This window comes from Synechococcus sp. HJ21-Hayes, from assembly GCF_024345835.1.
Taxonomy (GTDB): domain Bacteria; phylum Cyanobacteriota; class Cyanobacteriia; order PCC-6307; family Cyanobiaceae; genus Vulcanococcus.
This window is the reverse complement of the sequence record NZ_JAGQBW010000007.1, coordinates 112,392-130,984: the sequence shown is the minus strand read 5'-3', so window position 1 is coordinate 130,984 and position 18,593 is coordinate 112,392. Positions and strand designations below refer to the sequence as shown.

Genomic DNA, 18,593 nt, shown 5'->3' with positions numbered 1-18,593 from the left:
GGATTCAGCACAACGGCCAGCGGCACGCCGAAGGGGAGCGATTCCATGGCTGGAGCATACCCATGGCTCGCAGCCCGGGGTTGGCCGTTGCCAGGCTGAACGCCACACCTGCCCCCATCGCCATGCCTGACGCCATCACACCGCCCCTGAACCAGGCAAGCCTGCGGCAACTGTTCACCAAGCCCTACGGGGTGGCCGCACCCACGGCCGAGCAATGGCGAAAGGTGTATGCCGAAAACGTGCACTTCGAAGACCCCACCCAGAGCAAGGACGGCGTCGACGCTTATATCCTGGCCCAGCAGGGGCTGGTGCAGCGCTGCGACGATGTGTTCCTGGAGGCTGAGGCCGTGGCCCTCGATGGCGACACAGCCTTCGTGGAGTGGCGCATGGGCCTGAAGATCAAGGGCATCGAATTCATCTACCCCGGTACCAGCCGCCTGCGTTTCGGGGCGGATGGCCGCATTGTTGATCATCGCGACTATTTCGATTTCGTGGGCCCCACGTTTGAGCCGGTGCCGGTGGTGGGCGGTTTCGTGCGCTGGCTGTACAAGCGTTTTGTGGCCTGACAATCCCTCCATCCCCTCGCGGCCATGAAGCGCCCCACCCTCTACCTGGCATCGCCCTACGGCTTCTCCGCCCATTGGCGCAACCGGTTGCTGCCGGATTTCGTGGAGGCCCTTGAGGCCCTCGGGCTGGAGGTGTGGGAGCCATTCGCCCGCAACGGCCAGGTGGATCTGGCCCAGGAGGGCTGGGCCTGGCAGGTGGCCCAAGCCGACCTGCAGGACGTGCGCGAGGCCGATGCCATGCTCGCGATCGTGAATGGAACGCCTCCCGATGAAGGCGTGATGCTGGAGCTGGGAGCAGCCATCGCCCTGGGCAAGCCCACCTTTCTCTATCGCGACGACTTCCGCCGTTGCAGCGACTCCGAGGACTATCCCCTCAACCTGATGGTGTTCAGCGGTCTGCCGCGCATCGGTTGGCAGGCCTATCTCTACGGCTCAATGGAGGAACTAGCCGACCCCGCCAAGGGTCTGATGCGCTGGCTGCAGGGACTGCAGGCCTAACACACCCAGCTGGAGCGCCGCAGCAAAACCCAGATCCACTGCCTAGCCTTCCGGTGCTGATCGCCTGCCCCAGCCCATGTCACGGGTGCTACCCCTCGCCGCCGTTGCGGCCATTGGCCTGCTGAGCAGCTGCGGGGCTCCTGATCTCAAGGCCTTGCAGAAGATCGCCTGTGAGCAGGCTGCCGCCTCAATCGACCTGCAATCCATCACGCAGATGGATGCCCTGCGCAAGGCCCTCGGCGTGGCACCCGATGTGGACCCAATCAACCACTGCCGCTCCTTGGGCGCGGTGATGGAACCGCAGGTCAAACAAAACACGGAAGAGTCGCCAGAGGGCGCCAACAAGGCCGGCTCAGAGTCCAACTGAGGCACGGCATGATGCAGCGCCTCTGAATTACCCCGATTTGGGGACACAGAATCAGGACCTGCGATTTCTAGGGTGTAGACAAGCTCAAATCCGTGGGTAATGCCGTGGCCCATGTCATCAATCAACAGGTTCATGCCAGGTCCCCTGTGGAAACCTGCATGGGACGCACCTGCATGAAATGGAGCGCTGATGGAGAGCTCACCGACCTCGATCTTCAGCTGATCCTCGAGCGGCTTGGCCAGGTGGATCACCAAATCTCCAACGACCGCACCAAGAACCGCCGTTTGCCAGTGGCTTCAGGTTGTCCATAGCCTGAACGCTGCTTGCTTCTGGGGTCGATGTCGTTCTTCGTCAAGCTCACGGATGCCATCGCCAGCCATCAGTCGTTACTGATCGCCGGGTTGGATCCCAACCCCGAAATGCTCGAAAGCTGGAATCGCCAGCGGGGCATCAGCACCGGCTCCTTTCTCTCCCAGGCGCGCCGCTGGTTAAAGGCGGTGATCAATGCCACAGACGAGCACATCTGTGCCTACAAACCCAGCCTTGGCTTTTACCAGGCTCTGGGGCCAACGGGCCTGGAGCTGCTGCATGAGGTGCGGGATCTTGTGCCGCGCTCCATCCCGTTGATCGTTGACTGCAAACACGGCGATCTCAACAGCTCCAGCGCCCTGGCCCACTATCTGTTTGACGAGCTGGGGGCCGATGCTGTGACCCTCTCGCCCCTGCCGGGACAGGACATCGCCGCTCCGTTTCTGCTCCATGGCGACAAGGGCGTGGTGGTGACGTGCCACAGCTCCAACCCGGCCTCCCGCGTGGTGCAGCACTACCCCAACGCCAGCCAGCCCCTGTATCTCGAACTGGTGCGGGAAGCCCAGCGCTGGGGCACACCGGAACAGGTGCTGCTGGAGATCGGCACCAGCGAGCCCGACATCTTGGCAAGGGTGCGACAGGCCGCTCCCTCCCGTTTCGTGATCCTGCGCAGCCTCTGGGCAGAGGAGCAACGGCTGGAGGCTCTGCTGCGGGAAGGCCTCACCCCCGCCGGCGATGGCCTGCTGCTGCCGCTGCCCCAAAACCTGCTGGTGGGGGAGGAGATCGACACCCAGGCCCGGCAGCTCAAACAAACGGTGAACGCCATGCGGCAGACCTACCTCGAAGGCCAGGCCCAAACCGGCACCTGCGCCCTGTGGCTGCCACCGCCGCTGGAACCCCCTGCCGATGCATCAGAGGTCCTCAGCGACAACCTCGATGGCCTGATCGTGGATCTGTTCGACATCGGCTGCCTGCTATTTGGCAACTACATGCAAGCCTCTGGTGCCGTGTTCAATTACTACATCGATCTGCGCCAGATTATTTCCGATCCCAATCTATTCCACCGGGTTTTACACGCCTACGGGGAGAAACTGCAGGGGCTGCTCTTTGACCGCATTGCCGGGATTCCCTATGGCTCCTTGCCCACGGCCACCGGCCTCTCCCTGCAACTCAAGAAACCGCTGATCTATCCCCGGAAGGAGGTGAAAGCCCACGGCGCCCGGCGCCTGATCGAGGGGGATTTCAACGCCGGCGACACCGCTGTGGTGGTGGACGACGTGCTGATCACCGGTGGCAGCGTGCTCGAGGGGATCGCCAAGCTGGAGAGCTCCGGTCTTGTGGTGCGGGATGTGGTGGTGTTCATCGACCACGGCGGCACAGCCCGCCAGCGGCTGGCCGATGCCGGCTACCGCACCCATGCCGTGCTCGATTTGGGCCAGATCACCAGGGCCCTGCGCCAGGCCGGACGGCTCACAGCCGAGCAGGCGGTGAGCCTGGGCAGCCATCAATCCTGAACAGCTAGGGGGGTGCGGCGGGCCTCGATCAGGGCCTGCACAAAGCGGCGGCGCTGAAAGCGGGTCCAGATGTCAGCGGCTTGAAATCCAGGGCGGGCCTGGAAGCGCTGCCACCACTGACGCACATCCTCCCGCTCCAGCAGCGGCAGCTCGCCGGCCATGCTGAGCCGGGCCAGCAACACGGCCACCACGATGTCGGCGCTGGAGAGGCGATCCCCGAACAGCCCGACCCCGGCGCCCGGGGCAGGCAAACCGAGCAGGTAGGCCTGCACCTGCTCTCGCATGGCCTCCAGGGTGCGGGCGAGGGGCGCCTCCGTAAACGTGGCAAGCCGTTGCCGATCCTCCTGGGCCTTGGCCCGCAGGGATCCGCCGCCATCCGCGGCCTGCGCCGCCCGGGTCTCCAGGCTGCGGCTCAGCCCCCCCAGCACCCGCTTCACCACAGGCAGCAGTAAAGGCTTGACCACCAGCAACTTGCTGAAGGTGAGCGTTTCAATCGAGATGGCGTAGTGGTCCGCCACCACCTGGCCGATCGCCGGGGCCAGGGATGCATCGGCATCCAGCCAGGCATCGCCAGCCTGGCGCGCGCTGAAGGCGAGAATCTCAGAACTGTCGGTGAGCAGCAGGCCGGGGCCCCGCAGGGTGGGCACGGTCATGTGGGGGTTGAGCTGGCGGTAGGCGTCGCTCAGCTGCTGCTTGGCCAGGTGGATATCCAGAAGCCGGCTGGTGCTCTCCACCCCCGCTTCCACCAGGGCCAGGCGCGCCACCATCGAGTAGTAGGAGGGGGCAGCGTGAAACAGCTCCAGCACAGGCATCTCCGATCTGCTCCGAGGGTGATGCATCGGCGAGCCCCACGCCAGCGGTTCATGCCGCTGAGCACTCCAGGGTGCAAGAGGGACCCCAAGGCGGACCACCAGTCCGTCTTTTTTCTGGGCACGCGGTGCGGGAGGCTGGAGCCCATGCATGAGCCTGAGATGCCCCAAACCCTGCCAGCCCTCAGCCGCTCCGCCAATCGCCGGCCCCGCAGCAGCAGTGCCGATGAGGGCGCCGACCAGAAGGGATTTGGCGGCAAGGCCGGGGCCAAGGGGAGCCGCCGCAAGTCGGGCAAGAAACGCAGCCCAGCGCTGAGCAAGGCCGATTGGAGCCCCCTCGGCAAGCACCCCGACCTCGATGCGATCGTGGCGCGCCAGCGGCTGCACCTGCCCCTCTCCGGCCGGCTCACCGAGGCTCAGGTGACGCGCGCCTGGAAGGAGGCTGCCGCCGAACACCATCCGGATCGCGGAGGCCTGCACGACACGATGCAACTCGTGAATGGCGCCCGTGATCTGCTACTCGGCCGCGGCGTGTGAAAGCCTGCAAGCCAGGCCCTGATCAGCTGAGGCTGTAGGCCAGTTCCAGCTGCAGCCGTTCCGCCAGCTGCGGATCGATGGCGCGGAACTGCGCCAGGGCCCGCTGGCGCTGCTGCGCCTCCAGCGGACGCAGATCAGCCAGGGCCAGTTCCAGGCAGCGTTGATCCAGCTCCCGATTCACATTGCATCTGCAGCTAACGGATGCAAACGCTCTGCCAGGCCTGCAGCCAGCGGCCATGGCCAGATCAGCAGCTAGCCCCTCGCCCCTTGTCACCCCTGGCGCAGAAGCACAGCAACGGCGATTGATCAGCAACGCTGACGGATGGACTTTTCCCCAGCTCAAAGGGGGTGTTTTCCACAGCCACTGCAGCTGAGACCCATACCCCCAGCACCAGCCAGCCAGCGGGGTGAGGAAAGCGGCGCAGCCCTTGACGCCATCGGGCAAACCGCACTGGCCCGGCCCTGCGACGGCGCCAGGGCGCCAGAGGCCAATCCAGCCGGCCAGTCGCAGCTGGCGTCTCAACCCAACACTCCGCGACAGGCCGCTTTGACGATGCGGGATGGTTGTGGCGTCATGGGCCCCCACGCAGCGAACGCATGAAGCAGATCCCCGACCACGCTCCCCAGTTCGTCAGTGTCGAGAACCAGTTCCCGGAGGACCTGTACGACGCCATGCGGGAGTTCGTGCGGGTGCATCCGCAGTGGGACCAGTACCGGCTGATGCAGGTGGCCCTGGCGGGGTTTCTGTTTCAGCACGGCAGTCAGGACCGCGCCGTTGCGCGCCACTACCTCGACGGCCTGTTCCGCCGCCAGGACGCCCCTGTCTCCCGCTAAGCCGCGATGATCAACCCGGCCGCATCCCCTGTTGAGCGCAAGCCCAGCCCTGGTTACCCCGAACGTCGGGGCCCGGAAGTTCTGCTGTTGGCCCCCACCACCATGGCGGACGCCGAGCAGCTCATCGAGGCCGTGCGCAGGAACCGCACGATCGTGATCAACCTCTGCGCCCTGCCCGAGGCCGCCGGCCAGCGGCTGGTGGACTACGCCTGCGGCGGCATGGCCGCCATTGACGGCCAGTCCCATCAGCTGGGCCTTGGCGTGTTCCTGTTCACCTCCGGCGTCACCAGAGTGGAAGCGGCCTGAGCGCTCCATGCCGATCGTTTCCGTTGACGAGCTGAGCCGCACCTACCGCGTTGCCGACCGGCAACCCGGCCTGCGTGGCAGTGTGCAGCACCTGCTGCGGCGCCGCCATCGCGATGTGGTGGCGGTGCAGGGCGTGAGCTTTGCGGTGGAGCCCGGCGAGATCGTGGGCTTCCTCGGCCCCAATGGAGCCGGCAAAACCACCACCTTGAAGATGCTCACGGGGTTGATCCATCCCTCGTCTGGATCCGTGCAGGTGGCGGGCTGGGTGCCGGCCCGGCGCCAGCCCCGCTTCCTCGAGCAGATCACCCTGGTGATGGGCAACAAGCAGCAGCTGATCTGGGATTTGCCGCCGCTGGATTCCTTCCGCGTCAATGCGGCCGTGTACGGCATCGACGACAGCGAGGCCAAGCGGCGCATCCACGAGCTGGCCGACATGCTCGAGCTCGGCGACGAGCTCACCCGCCCCGTGCGCAAGCTCTCCCTGGGCCAGCGCATGAAGGCAGAGCTGCTGGCCGCCCTGCTGCACCGCCCGGCGGTGCTGTTTCTCGATGAGCCCACCCTTGGCCTGGATGTGAACGCCCAGGCCCGGGTGCGTGATTTCCTGGCGGACTACAACCGCCGCTATGGCGCCACTGTGCTGCTCACCAGCCACTACATGGGCGACATCACGGCCCTGTGTCCGCGGGTGCTGTTGATCCACCAGGGCCGCCTCTTCTACGACGGCTCCCTGGAGGAACTCACCACCAGCCTGGCCCCCCAGCGCGAGGTGCGCCTGGAGCTCCGCCACCTGGCCAACGCTGAGGAGTTCCAGGGCTATGGCGAGCTCGAGTCGCTGCAGGGCCACCAGGTGCGCTTGCTGATCCCCCGCGAGCAGCTCACCCAGCAGGTTGGCGAACTGCTGAGCCGTTTCGACGTGCTCGACCTCGAAGTGAGCGATCCCCCCGTGGAAGAACTCATCGGGCGGCTGTTCCGCCAGGGGAGCGTGGCGTGAGGCGCGCCCTGCGGATCGCCCGGGTGTTGCTCGCCACCCAGTACGCCTACATGCTCGAATACCGCGCCGAAATCGCCCTGTGGGCCCTCTCCGGTGTGCTCCCCCTGATCATGCTGGGGGTGTGGCAGGGGGCCGGCGGCGCCGTGGCGGCAGGCCTGAGCCCCCAACAGCTGAGCCACTACTTCATCGCGGCCTTCGTGGTGCGCCAGTTCACCGTGGTGTGGCTGATCCACGTGTTCGAGGAGGACGCCCTGCAGGGCAAGCTCTCTCCCTATCTGCTGCAGCCCCTGCAGCCCCTCTGGCGCTACCTGGCCGCCCACATCGCCGAGCAGGCCACCAGGATCCCGTTCGTGGCGTTGATGCTGGCGGTACTGGCGCTCCTGCAGCCCACCGACCTGGCACTGCCCTCCGCTGGGGCCCTGCTCCTGGGACTGCTGGCCATCGGGGCAGCCTTCGCCCTGCGCTTCCTGCTCCAAACCGTGGTGACCATGCTGTGCTTTTGGAGTGAGCGGGCGGCGGCACTGGATCGGCTGCTGCTGATTCCCTACCTCTTCCTCTCCGGTCTGGTGGCCCCGCTCGACACCTTCCCGGCACCGATGAAGAGCTTCGCCCTGGCCACGCCCTTCCCCTACATGCTCAGCTTCCCGGCCCAATTGCTGGCAGGCATGCCCGTGAATGCTGCCGCTGGCTTCGGGGCCCTGGCAGCCTGGATTGCCCTGCTGGCGCCGATCGCCTGGCTGCTCTGGCGGGCAGGGGTGCGGCGCTACGGAGCGATGGGGGCCTGATGCCGATGCCTCGGAACCGTTACTGGCGCAGCCTGGGCCGCTTCTGGGCCACGTCCCTGGCGGCGGAGCTGGAATACCAGGCCAACATGGCCATCGAACTGCTGGCGGTGGTGGGCAACCTGGCCGGCAGCCTGTTCGTGCTCGCCCTGCTCTATGGCCGCAGTAGCAGGCTGGGTGGCTGGAGCTGGGATGAGGCGCTGGTGGTGCTCGGCGTCTACACCTTGCTGGATGGGCTCACCAGCGCCGTGCTGCAGCCCAACCTCAGCAAGATCGTGAGCCATGTGCAGAACGGCACCCTGGATTTCGTGCTGTTGAAGCCCATCGACAGCCAGTTCTGGATCTCCACCCGCAGCTTCTCCCCCTGGGGCCTGCCGGGCCTGGTGGCGGGAGCTGGGCTGATCCTCTGGGCCGCCAACCAAGCCGGGGCCAGCTGGCAAGCCAGCCACGTGGCCCTCACGGCGCTGCTGCTGGCCAGCAGTGCGGTGATCCTTTACAGCCTCTGGTTCCTGCTCGCGGCCCTGAGCATCTGGTTCGTGAAGGTGTGGAACGCCACTGAAGTGCTCCGCTATGTGCTGGTGGCGGGCCGCTATCCCGTGAGTGCCTACCCAGTGGGGCTACGCACCCTGTTCACCCTGGTGTTACCCGTGGCCTTTCTCACCACCGTGCCGGCGGAGGCGATCCTGGGCCGCGTCAGCGCCAGCTGGGCCCTCGCCAGCCTGGGGGTGGCAGCGGCCGCCCTGGGGCTGAGCCGCTGGTTCTGGCAGTACGCCCTGCGGTACTACACCTCCGCCTCCAGCTGATTCAGCCGCGCAGGTGGCGGTTCCAGGTGGCGGCCGAGAAGCTGTTGCCGTTATCGCTGGCGATCAACACCACAGCCTCGGAGGAAGTCGCGGATGCCACCAGGGCCTTCAGGGAAGGATCGCTTTCCATCTTGGCCACAAACGCATTCAGCTGAGATTTGGACATGGGTGCAACCCGATGGACCCTCCACAGCTAGCCAGAACGCCAGAAAAAAACCGCCCCTGCAAGCAGGAACGGTTTCGAAGACGAGTTAGGGCCTAGGGGCTGGGGATCACCAGCGGTTGCCACCGCCGCCGCCGCCGTAGCCGCCGCCACCGCCGTAGCCACCACGGCCACCGCCGCCGCCACCACCGCCGGTGCGGGGCTCAGCTTTGTTGACGCGGATGCTGCGACCCATCCACTCAACATCTTGCAGATCGTTGATGGCCTTGGCCTCATCGGCCTCGTTGGCCATTTCAACGAAAGCAAAACCACGCTTGCGACCGGTGTCGCGGTCGAGGGGCAGGCTGCACTTGCTCACCTGACCGTATTCGGCAAACAGGTGCTCGAGATCTGACACTTCGGCGTCGAAGGACAGATTCCCTACGTAAATCGTCATGAACCAGAAAGACTATGAACCGACTCGAAGGCAGCTCTGGAGAAAGTGGTGAGCTTGCTAAAGAGAACTCTTTGAATCTGTCTCACCCTACCACCTGCTGAGACGTTTGGCCTGTGGGCGCGCTGGCACCGCGGGGCTCAAAAGTCTTCTCATGCGTGCAACGCTGCGACACCAGCCGGATCCGTGCAGCCGTGATGCAGGCCAGGGGCCACGACAGCCACCATCTCCAGGCCGTGGCGGCGGCCTTCCACGCCCCCGACACCATTGAGTCGATCACGCCCCTCGGCAGCGGCAACGTGAACGACACCTATCTGGTGCGCGCGGGCGGGCTCCCCACGGTGCTGCAGCGCATCAACACCCAGGTGTTCCGCCAGCCCCAACTGGTGATGCAAAACCTGATCACCCTGGGCACCCACGTGCGGGCGCGGCTGCACCAGCCCCTGCCCGCCCTAGAAGGTCGCCGCTGGGAGCTGCCGGAGGTGATCACCACCCGCCACGGGAATGCCCCCCTCTACGCCTGCAGCCAGGGCGGTTTCTGGCGCACCATCAGCTTCATCGCTGAAGCTCGCAGCGTGGACGTGATCGAGGGCCCCGAACAGGCCCACGAACTGGGGTTCGGCCTGGGGATGTTCCACCTGCTGATCAGCGATCTGCCCACCGAGCAGCTGGCCGACACCCTCGAGGGCTTCCACATCACACCGCTCTATCTCGAGCACTACCGCCAGGCCCTGGTGCGCAGCGAGCTGGAGCGCTGCGAGCGCACCGACCACTGCATCGCCTTCATCCGCAACCGCGAGGCCTTCGCCTCCGTGCTCGAAAACGCCAGGGCCCGCGGCGAGCTGAAGCTTCGGCCCATCCACGGTGATCCGAAGATCAACAACGTGATGCTCGATGGAACCAGCGGCCAGGCCGTGGGCCTGGTGGATCTGGACACCGTGAAACCGGGCCTGATCCACTACGACATCGGCGACTGCCTGCGCTCCTGCTGCAATCGAGCTGGCGAAGACAGCACAGACCTCGCAGCGGTGAACTTCGATGCCGGCCTGGCCGCAGAAATCCTGGAGGGCTACTTCTCTGTTGCCAACAGCTTTCTCAGCGATGCCGACATCACCTACATCGTGGATGCAGCCCGCTTGATCAGCTTTGAGCTTGGCCTGCGCTTCTTCAGCGACTACCTGGCCGGCAGCACCTACTTCAAGGCCAGCTATCCAGAGCACAACCTCAACCGGGCCCTGGTGCAGTTCCGCCTCACCGAGAGCATCGAGGCCCAGGAGGCCGAGCTGCGGGCCCTGGTGCAGCGGCTGCGGCAGCAGGCCGTGGTGGCCTGAGGCTCCCCCATGCCCACCGTGCCTTTTCGCCTGCAGCCCTTCGATCCGGATCCGGCCCTGGCCGGCCTCGTGCTGGACGGTGCCTACAGCCTGGAGCAGGGCCACCTGCGCATCCACTACCGGTTGTGCGGCAACCTCGAGGGCCTGAAGCTCCCCCTGCCCAGCCCCACGCCACAACGCCGCGATGAGCTCTGGCAATCCACCTGCTTCGAGGCCTTCGTGGGCGTGGCCGGCAGCGAGGGCTACTGGGAACTGAACCTGTCGCCAGCGGGCCACTGGAACCTCTACCGCCTCGATGGCTACCGCACTGGCCTCCGGCCCGAACCGCGCTGCTCGGCTCTCCCGGTTGCACGCCAGCAGGAGGGGGATGCCCTGAGCCTCGCTGTGGAGCTGAACCTCAGCACGCTGGTGCCGACTGAAGCGGCCCTGGAGCTCTCGCTCACGGCCGTCCTGGAGCAACGCCATGGTGATTGCAGCTATTGGGCCCTGCAGCACACCGGCAGCGAGCCCGACTTCCACCGCCGCGACAGCTTCATCGCGGCGCTGTGGCGATAAGAGGAGAAAACCTGGAAGGGCTCCGGATGAACCACCACCCTGAGCCCCTGCCCGAAGGCAACGTCATCGTGAAATGCCGCTCCGGCTCCATCATGCGCCCTGGGCGGCCCAGTCCCTAGCGCAATCCAGGTGCTGAACACCGTGTTCGAGCCATTCAGCGGCCACAGCGCGTCGAGCAAAAGGGGGGCTCAGCCGCTAGAACCCACCCATGCACGCCCTTTCCCTGCCCACCTGGTGGATCCATGTTGCATCCGTCCTGGAATGGGTGCTGGCCATGCTCGCCATCCAGCGCTGGGGGCTGAGCCGGGGTGAACGGGCCTGGACCTGGCTGGCCCTGGCCATGGTGCCGGCGCTGGTGAGTGCCATGGCGGCCTGCACCTGGCATCTGTTCGACAACGCCGCTGAACTGAAGGGCTTGGTGGTGCTGCAGGCCGGAACCACCGCCATCGGCAACGGGGCCATGGCCGTTGCCGCCTGGAACATCTACCGCCAGAGCCGGCTGCAGCCATGACGGTGACTGCCTTGCTGCTGCACCTCGCCAGCTTCGATCCAGCCCCCCTCTTTGCCCTGTCCCTCTTCCCCTATCTGGCCTTCCTGTGGTGGGGCTGGAAGAGTGGGCGCTTCCCCCGGCTGGCCCTAATCGGCTTTGGTGTCACCCTGCTGTTTGTGGCTGTCACCATTGCAGCGGCCCTGGTGGCGGAGGCCCAATACGGGCGCCAGCTGGCCGATGTGGATGCACTGCATGGCGGCGCCGAATCGCTGCTCACCGTGAGCAATCTGCTGGTCTTGCTGGGCTTCAGCGGGATGGCCACCAGGCAAGAGGAACCAAGCGAATGAACCGGCTGCGTCCTGGCTGGTTGCTTCCCCTGGCGCTGCTGCTCACGGCCCCGGTGGCGGCCGCGCCGCTTGCGCCGGTGCTGCGAGTGGGTGTGCTGGAAGGGGCCCAACCCTGTTCCTCCCGCGCCGAGGGCAACTGGCAGGGCCTCGCCGTGGATCTGTGGAACACCGTGGCGGTGCGCAGCGATCTTCCCTACGTGCTGGAGGGCAGGGCCACCGCCGCTGCGCTGCTGGCGGACACCCAGGCGGGCCAGCTGGATGTGGCCGTGAGTTGCCTCAACGTGTCGCCCGACCGGGTGGGCATTTACCGCTTTGCGGTGCCGTTCCAGGAGATGGGACTGGCCGTGATGGTGAAGCGCAACCGGCTGGAGGCGGGCCAAGCATCCGTGCGCGCCCTGCTCGCCCCCGACCTGCTGCAACTGCTGGGGGGCTACCTCCTGGCCATCGCGCTGGTCTCCTGTCTGCTGTGCATCTGTGAGGGGCATGGGCAGGGCAACGCCATCGCAAGCCAGGGGCGCCGCCGCACCTACGCCAAGATCTTTCAGATCCTGGCCACCGGGCCCGGAACGAACACCATTGCCGACACCACCCGTGGCCATGCCCTGGTGCTGGTCAGCTACCTGATTCGCATCGTGACCGCTTCGCTGCTGGTGGGAGCCATCACCGTGAACGTGGTGCAGCAACCCCGCTCCGTGGGCAGCCGCCCGATCCGCAACCTTGGCGATCTGGAAGGCCAGCGGGTGGCCGTGAGGCCCGGCAGCGTGAGCGAGGCCATCCTCAAAAACCTCAATAGCCGATCGCTGGACAGTCAGGTCCAACTGATCCCCCTGGCGAACGCCAAGGCAGCGCCCCAGCTGCTCCTGAGTGGGCGCGTGGATGCTGTGCTGGCGGACGATCTGCAACTGCAATACGCCCTTGCGACCAGCAAGGATCGCCGCCTTGAACTGGTGTTGCAGGGGCTGATGCCCGAATCCCAGGCCTTCGCCCTCTCCCCCCGCCTCGATGAGGCCACAGCGGATCGCATCAACCGGGCCATCACCGAGCTCAAGCGCATCGGCGCGGTGCAGCAGTGGCGTCAGGAGGCAATGAACAAGTCTTAAGCGCAGGTGGTCCTAGGCGAGCTCTGCTCGGAAGATGAAGCGTCGCCAAGAATTCGATGATCGCTCCCCTGCTGGCCATCGCCCCCGCTTCCCTCTCCTGGTCGCCCAAGGTGGCGCTGGTGATGATCATCTGCAACGTGATCGCCATCGGCATCGGCAAAGCCACCATCAAGTACCCCAACGAAGGCGCCCAGCTGCCGAACGCCGCGATGTTCGGCGGCATGAGCCACGCCTCCCTCCTGGCCACCACCTCCCTGGGCCACATCTTCGGCATCGGCGCCATCCTGGGCCTGGCCGCCCGCGGTGTGGTCTGAACCCTCTCTAGGCAGAAGGCTTCGGCCGCTCACCCAGCCCAGCAGGCCCCCATGGGCCTGCTTTGTTGTGCGTCAAACCCCTGGTTGTGGAACGCGCCCAGGTTCAATGCCACCCCAGTAGGTAAGGCAACACCCGCAGGCCGTAACGCTCGAAACGGTAGTGGAACAGCAAGGCGGAGAGATCTTCCGCGGAAGCCTGGGAGTGAAGCCCAGTGAGCAGTTGCTCGAGGCGATGGTCTGCCCTGGCATCGCGCAACCCAAGCCAGGTGCGCCGCGCCAGCCGCCCGCTCAGGGTCCAACGCCAGCCCAGCGTGCGACGCAGCGCGCGCGGATAGCGCCGTAGGGCAAGGGGGCTTCCCTGCAAAGCCTTCAGCAGCAGGGGCGCCAACACCCGGCTACTGGCCATGGCGTGGCGAATACCCTCGCCCCCCAGCAGATTCGCCGTGCTCACGGCATCCCCAAGGCCCAGCAGGCGGCCCCGCTGGTGGGGCTCCCGCCGCCGAACCGTGCTGCGAATCAGCCCACCGTGGCGATCGAGCACCTGAGCCTGGCTGAGCCCAAGCCGTTGCAGCAGCCCAGCCAGGAGAGGATTCAGGGCCGGCTGGGACCGATCCGGATCCAGAAGCCGGCATACCCCCAGCTTCAACACACCGGGCTGCATCGGGAACACCCAGCCGTAGCCCTGGGGAACCCAGGTACTGCCCATCAGAAAACTGAGGCGATCGGCCCAGGGCTGCCACTGCTCCGGATCCACCTGCAGCAACCACTCCACGCCCACCCCACGCACCAGGGGCCCGTGGGCTGGGGAGGGGTCACCCAGCAAGGCCCGCTGCTGGCCCGTGGCGTCCACCAGCCATTGGCTCTGCACCCAGCGGCGTTCACCCGTCACCGATCGCAGTTGGGTACGGATGCCCTCGGCCACCGGCTCCATGCGCTCAGCCCGCCAACCCAGCTGCACCTGGACGCCAGCGGCAACCGCCTGGTCGGCCAGCCACTGGCGCAGGCTGCCGAAATCCAACACGGCGCCGAGGGGTTGCTGTTGGCTGGAACTCCATTCACGCCGCTGCAGGCCAGGACCCAACAGCAACCAGCGGCTCCATTGGCTGGCCACCACCGAGGCGGGTAGCCCGAAGTGCTCCACGGCGGCCAGGGGAAGCGCGGCACTGCTGAAGGCGGCCCGGCGCAGATCGGTGAGGGGATCCACCAGCAGCACGGAGGTGCCGGCCTCAGCCAACAGCCTGGCCAACTCGGCACCGGCCGGGCCGGCACCAGCGATCAGCACATCCACACAAGCTGGGGCAAGGCCCTCGCGTTCAGACACCCACCGGCTGGCGCTTGAGGGAACCAAAGCGGTTGAGGATGCTGTCGGTCATCTGGGGCGGGGTGAGGCCCAGCGCCTGCTTGCTCTGGTCTGGGGTGGCGTGGTCCACCAGCACATCGGGAATGCCGATGCGATACACGGGCACGAGCACGTCGTGGTCGTTGAGGGTTTCCACCACGGCGGCACCGAAACCACCCGCGAGGCATCCCTCCTCCATGGTCACCACCTTGCCGATGCGCTTGGCCATCGGCAGGATCAGCGCCTCATCGAGGGGGCGCAGGAAGCGGGCATTGATCACCGCAGCCCGAACGCCCTGCTCTTGGAGCAGTCCGGCGGTGGCCATGGCGGGGCCAACCATGGCGCCGTAGGCCACGATCAGCAGGTCGTCCCCATCGGCGAGCAGTTCCCCGCGGCCGATCTCCAGGGGCTCCCAGCCCTCCTCCATCAAGGGAACGCCCTCACCTTCACCGCGGGGAATGCGCAGGGCGCAGGGGCCGTTGTGCTGGAGGGAGGTCACCAGCATGCGTTGCAGTTCCGCCTCATCCTTGGGCGCCATCACCGTGAAGTTGGGAACACAGCGCAAGTAACTGATGTCGTATTGACCCTGGTGGGTGGGGCCATCGGCCCCCACGATTCCGGCCCTGTCGAGCACGAAGGTCACGGGCAGGTTCTGAATGCCCACGTCGTGGATGAGCTGGTCGTAGGCGCGCTGCAGGAAGGTGCTGTAGATCGCGCACACCGGCCGCAGGCCCTCACAGGCCATACCGGCGGCCATGGTCACGGCATGTTGTTCGGCGATGCCCACATCGAAATACTGATGGGGCCTCGCCTTCTCCAGCAGATCCAGGCCCGTACCAGTGGCCATGGCGGCGGTGATGCCCACCACCCGGGGATCTTGCTCACAGATCTTGATCAGGGTCTGGCCAAATACCTTGCTGTAGCCCGGGGGTTTGGGCTTGCTGGAGGGGTAGGCCTTGCCGGTGGCCAGGTCGAAGGCGCTCTGGGCGTGGTAGCCAACTTGATCGGCCTCGGCATAGGCATAGCCCTTGCCCTTGGTGGTGGCCACGTGCACCAGCACCGGCCCCTCGTGCTCGTGGGCCTGCTGGAACACCTTCACCATGCCGGCGATGTCATGGCCATCCACCGGGCCCATGTAGGTGAAGCCCAGCTCTTCAAACACCGCCCCAAGCTTGGGCACCGCCAAGCGCTTCATGCTCTCTTTGAGGTTCTTGAGCTCGGTGGGCAGCTCACCGTGCAGGAACGGCAGGTGTTTGATCGCCTCCTCAGCGTTGTCCTGCAGGAACTGCAGGGGCTTGCTGTGGCGCATCCGGTTGAGGTGCGTCGAGAGGGCCCCCACTGGCGGACTGATCGACATGTCGTTGTCGTTCAGCACCACAAGCAGCCGGGTTTTGGGCAGGTGGCCGGCGTGGTTGATGGCCTCCAGGGCCATCCCCCCCGTCAAGGAGCCATCGCCGATCACGGCCACACATTTGAAGTCGTCACCCCGCTGGTCGCGGGCCAGGGCCATGCCCAGGGCAGCGGAAATGGAGGTGCTGGCATGGCCGGCACCGAAGTGGTCAAAGCTGCTCTCGCAACGCTTGAGGTAGCCGGCAACGCCGTCCTTCTGGCGAAGGGTGTGGAAGGTGTTGTAACGGCCGGTGATCAGCTTGTGGGGATAGGCCTGGTGGCCTACATCCCACACGATGCGATCGCGGTCGAGATCCAGGGTCTGGTAGAGGGCGAGGGTGAGTTCCACCACCCCAAGGCCGGGCCCCAAATGGCCGCCACTGGTGCTCACAACCTCCAGGTGACGCTCGCGGATCTGGCGAGCGATGCCCTCGAGCTCAGCGGTGCTCAGGCCATGCAGCTGATTCGGATGATTCAGCTCGCTGAGATGCATGCCCTATGTCCTGCGCCTTAATGAGAGGCAATCTACGTGTTCCAGCCCGGGCGTTGGCGTGAAAAAGCACCGTGACCAGCCCCTGGAACGGCCAGCTTCAGAGGCTTGTCACACTGTGGGGATGACCGATGCCTGCACCCCGGCCCCTGCCCCCTGCCCGGACATGCTCCAGCGCATCCTGCGGGCGCGTGTCTACGACGTAGCGATTGAATCCCCCCTGGATCCGGCCCCAAACCTGTCGCGGCGCTTGGGCAACACCGTGCTGCTCAAACGGGAAGACCTGCAACCCGTGTTCAGCTTCAAGCTGCGCGGGGCCTACAACAAAATGGCCAGCCTCTCTGCCGAGGAACTGGGTCGGGGCGTGATCGCCGCCAGTGCCGGCAACCATGCCCAGGGGGTGGCCCTCGGCGCCCAGAAGCTCGGCTGCCGGGCCGTGATCGTGATGCCCGTCACCACGCCCGAGATGAAGGTACGGGCCGTGGCCGCCCGCGGCGCCGAGGTGGTGCTGCACGGCGACAGCTACGACGATGCCTGCACGGAGGCCTACCGGCTGGCCGGGGAGCGAGGTCTCACCTTCATCCATCCCTTTGACGATCCCGAGGTGATCGCCGGGCAGGGCACCATCGCCCTCGAGATCCTGCGCCAGTGCTCCGAACCCCCCGATGCCATCTACGTGGCGGTGGGCGGTGGCGGCCTGATCGCCGGCATCGCGGCCTACGTGAAAACCCTGTGGCCCCAAGTGGAAGTGATCGGCGTGGAACCGGTGGATGCCGATGCCATGACCCGCTCCCTGGCCCTGGGGGAGCGGGTGAAGCTGGAGCAGGTGGGCCTGTTCGCCGATGGCGTGGCCGTGCGCCAGGTGGGTGCCCAGACCTTCGAACTGGCTCGGCACTACGTGGACGCCATGGTGACCGTGGACACCGACGCCATCTGTGCGGCCATCAAGGACGTGTTCGAGGACACCCGCTCGATCCTGGAACCGGCCGGCGCCCTGGCCGTGGCTGGCATGAAGGCGGATGTCGCCAAGCGACAGCTGCACGGCAAAACGCTGGTAGCCGTGAGCTGCGGCGCCAACATGAACTTCGATCGGCTGCGCTTTGTGGCCGAACGCACCGAGATCAGCGAAGACCGCGAGGCCATGTTGGCCGTGGAAATCCCGGAGGAAACCGGCAGCCTGCGGCGCTTCTGCACGCTGCTGGGCAACCGCAGCCTCACGGAATTCAGCTATCGCCTGGCCGATCCCAAGCGCGCCCACATCTTCGTGGGTGTGCAGACCAGTGGCTCGGCCGATGAGCAGCAGCTGATCACCGATGTGCAGAACGCCGGCTTTGCCTGCCTGGATCTCTCCAACAACGAGTTGGCCAAACTGCACCTGCGCCACATGGTGGGGGGGCGCCTGCCCGCCAGTGCCGCGGAAGCCGCCAGTCAGGGGGAGGAACTGCTCTATCGCTTCGAGTTCCCCGAACGGCCGGGTGCGCTGATGAGGTTCCTCACCAGCCTGCATCCCAACTGGAACATCAGCATCTTTCACTACCGCAACCACGGGGCGGACGTGGGCCGCATTGTGGTGGGCGTGCAGGTGCCGCCAGCGGAGCTGGGCGAGTGGCAGAGCTTCCTCGATGGCCTCGGCTATCAGTATGAAAACGAAACGGAGAACCCGGCCTACCGGCTGTTTCTGGGTGAGGTGGCCGGTGCCGTAGGGGTGGGATAACTTGCCTTTAACACCGAGCTGGAGAACCTGAATGTCCAGCCAGGCCGAGATTCAACCCCAGGGCACAGCCCTCTCCCTGCCGGCGCGCATGGAGGCCATCCTCTATTTGAAGGGCCGCGCCCTCACCCTGGGGGAACTGGCCGAGATCGCCGCGGTGAGCCGCGACCAGGCGGAGATCGGGCTGATCACCCTGATGGCCGACTACGCCCATCGCGACACCGCCCTGGAGATCCGCCAGGAGGGACAGCGCTACAGCCTGCAGCTCCGCGACGGACTTGGTGATCTGGTGCAGAACCTGCTGCCGGTAGACCTCTCCACCGCGGCCCTGCGAACCCTCGCCACCATCGCCCTCAAGAAGCGCATCCTCCAATCGGATCTGGTGGAGCTGCGCGGCTCCGGCGCCTACGACCACATCAAGGAACTGCTGGCCCAGAACTTCATCGAACGCAAGCGCCAGAGCGAGGGCCGCTCCTACTGGCTCACCCTCAGCGAAAAGTTCCATCGCACCTTCTCGGTGAAAACCGAGGAGTTGGTGGCGGCCAAACGGGCGATCACGGCCCACAATCAGCCAGACCTGGAGCAGGCCGCCTGAGCCCTCCATAGAGTTGTTCT

Annotated in this window: 25 protein-coding genes; 19 read left to right on the top strand and 6 right to left on the bottom strand. The window is 66.0% G+C overall.

The genetic code is table 11. The annotated features are described in order from the left end of the window. The first annotated feature begins 122 nt into the window (after positions 1-122). The 5 genes from KBZ14_RS07540 to KBZ14_RS07520 all read left to right on the top strand — a co-directional run bounded on the left by KBZ14_RS07540 (position 123) and on the right by KBZ14_RS07520 (position 3,254). Positions 123-566 (top strand): nuclear transport factor 2 family protein, encoded by a 444-nt coding sequence (locus KBZ14_RS07540; RefSeq protein WP_255117727.1) that lies wholly within the window; start codon positions 123-125, stop codon positions 564-566. Positions 567-590: 24 nt separating this feature from the next. Beyond that, on the top strand, positions 591-1,064 hold the full coding sequence (locus KBZ14_RS07535) for a nucleoside 2-deoxyribosyltransferase (protein ID WP_255117697.1): 474 nt from the start codon (positions 591-593) through the stop codon (positions 1,062-1,064). Positions 1,065-1,140: 76 nt separating this feature from the next. Continuing rightward, on the top strand, positions 1,141-1,431 hold the full coding sequence (locus KBZ14_RS07530; protein WP_255117696.1) for a hypothetical protein: 291 nt from the start codon (positions 1,141-1,143) through the stop codon (positions 1,429-1,431). A gap of 158 nt (positions 1,432-1,589) precedes the next feature. Beyond that, positions 1,590-1,742, top strand: a complete 153-nt coding sequence (locus KBZ14_RS07525; protein WP_255117695.1) for a hypothetical protein — start codon at positions 1,590-1,592, stop codon at positions 1,740-1,742. A gap of 27 nt (positions 1,743-1,769) precedes the next feature. Continuing rightward, a complete protein-coding gene (locus KBZ14_RS07520; protein WP_255117694.1) occupies positions 1,770-3,254 on the top strand; it encodes a bifunctional orotidine-5'-phosphate decarboxylase/orotate phosphoribosyltransferase in 1,485 nt (494 codons plus the stop codon). Here the strand turns inward: KBZ14_RS07520 and KBZ14_RS07515 are convergent. Next, positions 3,245-4,066, bottom strand: coding sequence for a glutathione S-transferase family protein (locus KBZ14_RS07515; RefSeq protein ID WP_255117693.1), 822 nt, complete (start codon positions 4,064-4,066; stop codon positions 3,245-3,247). The two genes, KBZ14_RS07520 and KBZ14_RS07515, sit on opposite strands and share 10 nt — an antisense overlap. Before the next feature lie 159 nt (positions 4,067-4,225). On the opposite strand from KBZ14_RS07515, the gene KBZ14_RS07510 reads away from it, so the two are divergent. Next, positions 4,226-4,600, top strand: coding sequence for a molecular chaperone DnaJ (locus KBZ14_RS07510; RefSeq protein WP_255117692.1), 375 nt, complete (start codon positions 4,226-4,228; stop codon positions 4,598-4,600). A 22-nt stretch (positions 4,601-4,622) separates the two neighbouring features. On the opposite strand, the gene KBZ14_RS07505 is transcribed toward KBZ14_RS07510, so the two are convergent. Next, positions 4,623-4,781 (bottom strand): hypothetical protein, encoded by a 159-nt coding sequence (locus tag KBZ14_RS07505; protein ID WP_255117691.1) that lies wholly within the window; start codon positions 4,779-4,781, stop codon positions 4,623-4,625. A gap of 416 nt (positions 4,782-5,197) precedes the next feature. Between KBZ14_RS07505 and KBZ14_RS07500 the strand changes: the two genes are divergently transcribed. From KBZ14_RS07500 to KBZ14_RS07480, 5 genes are all read left to right on the top strand, one after another. Then, positions 5,198-5,434, top strand: a complete 237-nt coding sequence (locus KBZ14_RS07500) for a DUF2811 domain-containing protein (protein WP_255117690.1) — start codon at positions 5,198-5,200, stop codon at positions 5,432-5,434. 87 nt (positions 5,435-5,521) lie between these two features. Then, on the top strand, positions 5,522-5,740 hold the full coding sequence (gene sepF, locus KBZ14_RS07495) for a cell division protein SepF (RefSeq protein WP_255117689.1): 219 nt from the start codon (positions 5,522-5,524) through the stop codon (positions 5,738-5,740). A 7-nt stretch (positions 5,741-5,747) separates the two neighbouring features. Further along, positions 5,748-6,731 (top strand): ABC transporter ATP-binding protein, encoded by a 984-nt coding sequence (locus KBZ14_RS07490; protein WP_255117688.1) that lies wholly within the window; start codon positions 5,748-5,750, stop codon positions 6,729-6,731. Between the two features lie 50 nt (positions 6,732-6,781). Further along, complete coding sequence (locus tag KBZ14_RS07485; protein ID WP_255117726.1) at positions 6,782-7,516, top strand: ABC transporter permease; 735 nt, start codon at positions 6,782-6,784, stop codon at positions 7,514-7,516. Positions 7,517-7,521: 5 nt separating this feature from the next. Continuing rightward, on the top strand, positions 7,522-8,316 hold the full coding sequence (locus KBZ14_RS07480) for an ABC transporter permease (RefSeq protein ID WP_399210886.1): 795 nt from the start codon (positions 7,522-7,524) through the stop codon (positions 8,314-8,316). Position 8,317: 1 nt separating this feature from the next. Here the strand turns inward: KBZ14_RS07480 and KBZ14_RS07475 are convergent, their stop codons facing one another. Beyond that, positions 8,318-8,482 carry a Nif11-like leader peptide family natural product precursor gene (locus tag KBZ14_RS07475; RefSeq protein WP_255117686.1) on the bottom strand — a complete coding sequence of 55 codons (165 nt, stop codon included), beginning with the start codon at positions 8,480-8,482 and terminating at the stop codon, positions 8,318-8,320. 106 nt (positions 8,483-8,588) lie between these two features. Next, entirely contained in the window at positions 8,589-8,915 is a 327-nt protein-coding gene (gene rbp / locus KBZ14_RS07470) for an RNA-binding regulator (protein WP_255117685.1), read from the bottom strand. A 155-nt stretch (positions 8,916-9,070) separates the two neighbouring features. Between rbp and KBZ14_RS07465 the strand changes: the two genes are divergently transcribed. The 6 genes from KBZ14_RS07465 to psaK all read left to right on the top strand — a co-directional run bounded on the left by KBZ14_RS07465 (position 9,071) and on the right by psaK (position 13,049). Further along, positions 9,071-10,243 carry a phosphotransferase enzyme family protein gene (locus tag KBZ14_RS07465; RefSeq protein WP_255117684.1) on the top strand — a complete coding sequence of 391 codons (1,173 nt, stop codon included), beginning with the start codon at positions 9,071-9,073 and terminating at the stop codon, positions 10,241-10,243. A gap of 9 nt (positions 10,244-10,252) precedes the next feature. After that, entirely contained in the window at positions 10,253-10,798 is a 546-nt protein-coding gene (locus KBZ14_RS07460) for a DOMON-like domain-containing protein (RefSeq protein ID WP_255117683.1), read from the top strand. Positions 10,799-11,006: 208 nt separating this feature from the next. After that, on the top strand, positions 11,007-11,309 hold the full coding sequence (locus KBZ14_RS07455) for a DUF2499 domain-containing protein (protein WP_255117682.1): 303 nt from the start codon (positions 11,007-11,009) through the stop codon (positions 11,307-11,309). After that, a complete protein-coding gene (locus tag KBZ14_RS07450) occupies positions 11,306-11,635 on the top strand; it encodes a DUF3593 domain-containing protein (RefSeq protein ID WP_255117681.1) in 330 nt (109 codons plus the stop codon). Before KBZ14_RS07455 ends, KBZ14_RS07450 begins: the two co-directional genes overlap by 4 nt. After that, positions 11,632-12,735, top strand: a complete 1,104-nt coding sequence (locus KBZ14_RS07445; protein WP_255117680.1) for a transporter substrate-binding domain-containing protein — start codon at positions 11,632-11,634, stop codon at positions 12,733-12,735. Before KBZ14_RS07450 ends, KBZ14_RS07445 begins: the two co-directional genes overlap by 4 nt. 56 nt (positions 12,736-12,791) lie before the next feature. Beyond that, positions 12,792-13,049, top strand: coding sequence for a photosystem I reaction center subunit PsaK (gene psaK / locus KBZ14_RS07440; RefSeq protein ID WP_255117679.1), 258 nt, complete (start codon positions 12,792-12,794; stop codon positions 13,047-13,049). Positions 13,050-13,152: 103 nt separating this feature from the next. Here psaK and KBZ14_RS07435 read toward each other — a convergent pair whose 3' ends face one another. Both KBZ14_RS07435 and dxs read right to left on the bottom strand, forming a co-directional pair. Further along, on the bottom strand, positions 13,153-14,370 hold the full coding sequence (locus KBZ14_RS07435; RefSeq protein WP_255117678.1) for an NAD(P)/FAD-dependent oxidoreductase: 1,218 nt from the start codon (positions 14,368-14,370) through the stop codon (positions 13,153-13,155). Next, complete coding sequence (dxs, locus tag KBZ14_RS07430; protein WP_255117677.1) at positions 14,363-16,270, bottom strand: 1-deoxy-D-xylulose-5-phosphate synthase; 1,908 nt, start codon at positions 16,268-16,270, stop codon at positions 14,363-14,365. Before dxs ends, KBZ14_RS07435 begins: the two co-directional genes overlap by 8 nt. A 121-nt stretch (positions 16,271-16,391) precedes the next feature. Here dxs and ilvA point away from each other — a divergent pair, with 121 nt between their 5' ends. Together ilvA and scpB are read left to right on the top strand one after the other, a co-directional pair. Next, positions 16,392-17,981, top strand: coding sequence for a threonine ammonia-lyase, biosynthetic (gene ilvA / locus KBZ14_RS07425; protein ID WP_255117676.1), 1,590 nt, complete (start codon positions 16,392-16,394; stop codon positions 17,979-17,981). A 31-nt stretch (positions 17,982-18,012) separates the two neighbouring features. Next, positions 18,013-18,573, top strand: a complete 561-nt coding sequence (gene scpB / locus KBZ14_RS07420) for an SMC-Scp complex subunit ScpB (protein WP_255117675.1) — start codon at positions 18,013-18,015, stop codon at positions 18,571-18,573. Positions 18,574-18,593: the final 20 nt, after the last annotated feature.